Source organism: Candidatus Poribacteria bacterium (assembly GCA_026702755.1).
Classification (GTDB): Bacteria; Poribacteria; WGA-4E; order WGA-4E; family WGA-3G; genus WGA-3G.
Window position 1 is genome coordinate 1 of record JAPPBX010000055.1, and the last position, 3531, is coordinate 3531.

Sequence of the window (3531 nt, forward strand, 5' to 3'; positions counted from 1 at the left end):
GTCAGTGCTTCCGAGATCTCATTTTACAGAGGAACTGCAAAAAAAGGTACCCTTAGCTACTGCTATAAACACAGAAAAAGCCCGATCAGAACTGATTGTCGCCGATGTGTTGTTTGAACTTCGCGAACACTGCAAGGGCAGTATCAGTCTCTTTTCTGGGATCGACTTTAATGTTGATGCTGAAAACGGCTTGACGGGTGTATGCGACTTCCTCATAAGCCTCTCTCCAAGGCAATTGCTTGTAGATGCCCCCGTCATCGTCCTTGTAGAAGCAAAGAAAGAGGATCTGACCGGCGGACTCGGACAGTGTATTGCCGAGATGCTCGCAGCCCAACGCTTTAACGGAGAAAAAGGAAATAACATTCCTTGCATTTATGGAGCCGTCACATCAGGAACAGACTGGCTATTCCTTAAATTGGCGGAAAAATCTGTGTACGTTGATTTGACCGTCTATCAAATTGCGCAATGTGAAAAAATTCTTGGTATCCTTACGAGTATGGTCAATCAAAAAGCGTAATGGACAGGACTTACGCACTCCCCTGGTAGGTGCGGTTTCTAACCGCACCGAACCCTGATAGAAAGTGCCTTCATCATATCAAAATGGGCGTTCTGATCCAATTTTGCGTAAGTCCTGATGGAGAAAAAATGATAGCATTAAGTGTAAATGTAAACAAAGTCGCAACATTGCGAAACTCACGAGGTGGCGATATTCCGGACATACGCACTGCAGTTGATACTTGCGTCGCCGCTGGCGCGCAGGGGATCACGGTGCATCCCCGCGAAGACCAACGACATATCACACCAACAGACGTGCAGGACATCGCCGAACGATTAATAGAAATCAACACCCGAAAATCACCTACTATCGAATATAACATTGAAGGCGATCCGAGACCTGACCTCATTGATATGGTACTTCAGACGAAACCGACGCAGTGCACGCTCGTCCCTGTTGTGGCGGGTGAGGTAACAAGCCATACCGTTTGGGACATTCACAAAGATGGCGATACGTTGAAACCGATCATCGCAGCCTTGAAAGATGCGGGTATCCGTGTCAGTCTGTTTAGTGGAACGGATGTGGAGCAGATAGCGATGAAGCGTGACATCGGTGCGGATCGCATTGAACTCTATACTGCGCCTTACGCCATGGCAAAAACCGAGACAGAAGTTGAACACGAATTCGGATCGCTAAAGAACGCGGCACTGAAAGCGATGGATTTAGGACTTGGGATCAATGCAGGACATGACTTGAACCTTGACAATTTGCCGTTGATGCAGGACTTACCAGGGCTTCAGGAAGTCTCTATCGGTCATCATCTCATGGCAGATGCACTCTACATCGGGATGGAAGCTGCCGTCAAAGCATATCGACAAGCACTGGGGCAACAGGTAGCATGAGAGACACTAAAACGTGTGCTGTTTTCGACTTAGACGGCACGATTATCCGCCTCTCCTCAGAACAGGTTTTCCTGCGGTATCTGCTGAGCCACGGTGAGATCCCGATACCGAACTTGCTGGCGTGGGTATCCTATCTGCTGCAGGTTAAATCTCTTCGAGCAGCAAAACCTAATAAGATTTACCTTCGCGGTTTGGAACAGACACACCTTCACGAGATTGCCCGACGCTGCTTTACTGAGACGCTTCGTCCGAGCATAGCACCTCACATTTCAGAATTGATACACCGCCATCGCGCCGAAGGAAAGGCGGTTATCCTGATGTCGGGTTCGTTGTCTTTTCTCGTTCAGCCGTTTCATGAGCATTTCCAGACCGACTTGATGGTTGCACATCAATTGGAGATAGTTGACGGAAGATGTACGGGACAACGGATTGGGCTTCACCCGTATGCCGAAAACAAAGCGAAACTCACCCAACAACTCGCCGCTGAACACGGGTTTGACTTAAACCACTCTTACGCCTACGGAAACCATCACACCGATGCTCACAAACTGGAATTGTTTGGGCATCCCGTCGCTGTTAACCCAGATGGCGGGTTGCGACGCATCGCCATGGCTAAGGGCTGGCACATAGAAGAATAACTGACACGATGCGACTTGAAAAATATATTGCTACCTCAGGTATCGCTTCTCGGCGGGCGGTGAAAAAGCGCATTCTTGCTGGTGCCGTCAGCGTTAACGGCGAACCTATTCTGGTGCCAGGACACCCAATCGACACAGAGACCGATGTCGTTGAATTTGAAGGCAAACGCGTTGAGCCGTTGAAAGAGCAGATCTATTTAATGCTAAATAAACCGGCGGGCTGTATCACAACGCGCAGCGACCAACGCGGGCGTCCAACCGTTATGGACCTCGTTCGGGACCTATCGGATACAATCTATCCAGTTGGACGCTTAGATTTGGAGACCGAAGGGTTGCTACTCTTCACAAACGATGGGGATTTCGCCTATCGACTGCTACATCCAAGCCATGAGATAGAGAAAATCTATATCGCATGGGTAAAAGGCGTGCCGCGCGACGAGGTGATTCAGAAACTCCGTCAAGGGGTCAAGATTCCGAGCGGAACAACCGCACCGGCAAAGGTCAGACGGCTAAAAATCAGCAAAGATGGGCACGCAACAGCGTTTGAGGTAACAATTCATGAAGGGAAAAAACGACAGGTGCGGATGATGTTCAAAGCCGGGGGACATCCGGTCATCCGTCTAAAACGGGTCCAGATAGGCACTTTGAAGTTAGGGCCCCTGCCCTTAGGCGCGTATCGACTGTTGACTTCGGAAGAGGTATCCGAGTTACTCCGTTTATAGGCGCGGTCTGAGACCACGCCTATCAGAAACTATCTATCGGCGTTTGCCAAATCTTTGACCCGTTCGAGCATTGCCTCAGCACTCTGCCTGATGTTTGCATCCTTGGCGTGATGCGATAACTTCTCAAGCACAGCGATCGAGTCCTCAAAATGTTCCTTAATGGCGTAGGTCACGCCGAGGTAATACTGCGCAGGTTCATAAACATCACTGTTCGGATACTCGTCTATAAGCACTTTGAAGTGTGAGACCGACTTTTCAAAATACGCCTCTGATTTCTCAGCGTCAGCGGTTTCAAGGAGCGTGCCGTAAGTGAGTCCCAACTGGTTGTGCAATTTTGGAATGAGCTTCGACTTGTTTTTCGGATCGCGTTCAAACGCTTTCTCGCTGAACAGGACTCCCTTTTCCAACTGCTTCCGTTCCAAATAGATGAGTGCGACCTCAGCGTTGAGTTTGCCATCATCAGGTTTGGCTTCCAATTTTTCCAATTTTTCTTGAAACTTGGACTCTGTTTTTAAGGCATCTTCCATAACCGGCGCAAATTGGTCAGGTGTGGCATAGCCCGTGTGATATTTGATGAGGCCCCCGTCTGGACTGATAAACAGAACAGCGGGGTAACCCGTGACACTGTATCGGCTTCGCATCTCCTCATTGATCGGACGTTCTGTGTCCTCTGGATTTACTTTGACAGAAATAAAATTCTCAGCGAGTGTGATAATATTTGCATCTGTAAACATTTCGGCATCAAGCCGGTATCTTGGGCTACGGGAGAAAAG

At 49.0% G+C, this 3531-nt stretch carries 5 protein-coding genes; 4 read left to right on the top strand and 1 reads right to left on the bottom strand.

What is annotated here, in order from left to right:
* The 4 genes from OXH39_10225 to OXH39_10240 all read left to right on the top strand — a co-directional run.
* Positions 1-517: hypothetical protein (locus OXH39_10225; GenBank protein ID MCY3550821.1), on the top strand; the 517-nt coding region annotated here is incomplete at its 5' end.
* Positions 518-645: 128 nt separating this feature from the next.
* Positions 646-1398 carry a pyridoxine 5'-phosphate synthase gene (locus OXH39_10230; GenBank protein MCY3550822.1) on the top strand — a complete coding sequence of 251 codons (753 nt, stop codon included), beginning with the start codon at positions 646-648 and terminating at the stop codon, positions 1396-1398.
* Complete coding sequence (locus tag OXH39_10235; GenBank protein MCY3550823.1) at positions 1395-2036, top strand: HAD-IB family hydrolase; 642 nt, start codon at positions 1395-1397, stop codon at positions 2034-2036. Before OXH39_10230 ends, OXH39_10235 begins: the two co-directional genes overlap by 4 nt.
* 8 nt (positions 2037-2044) lie before the next feature.
* Positions 2045-2758: a pseudouridine synthase gene (locus OXH39_10240; protein ID MCY3550824.1), complete on the top strand. Its 714-nt coding sequence runs from the start codon at positions 2045-2047 to the stop codon at positions 2756-2758.
* A gap of 29 nt (positions 2759-2787) precedes the next feature.
* Here OXH39_10240 and OXH39_10245 read toward each other — a convergent pair.
* A partial coding sequence (locus OXH39_10245) for a hypothetical protein (GenBank protein ID MCY3550825.1) occupies positions 2788-3531 on the bottom strand: 744 nt, incomplete at its 5' end.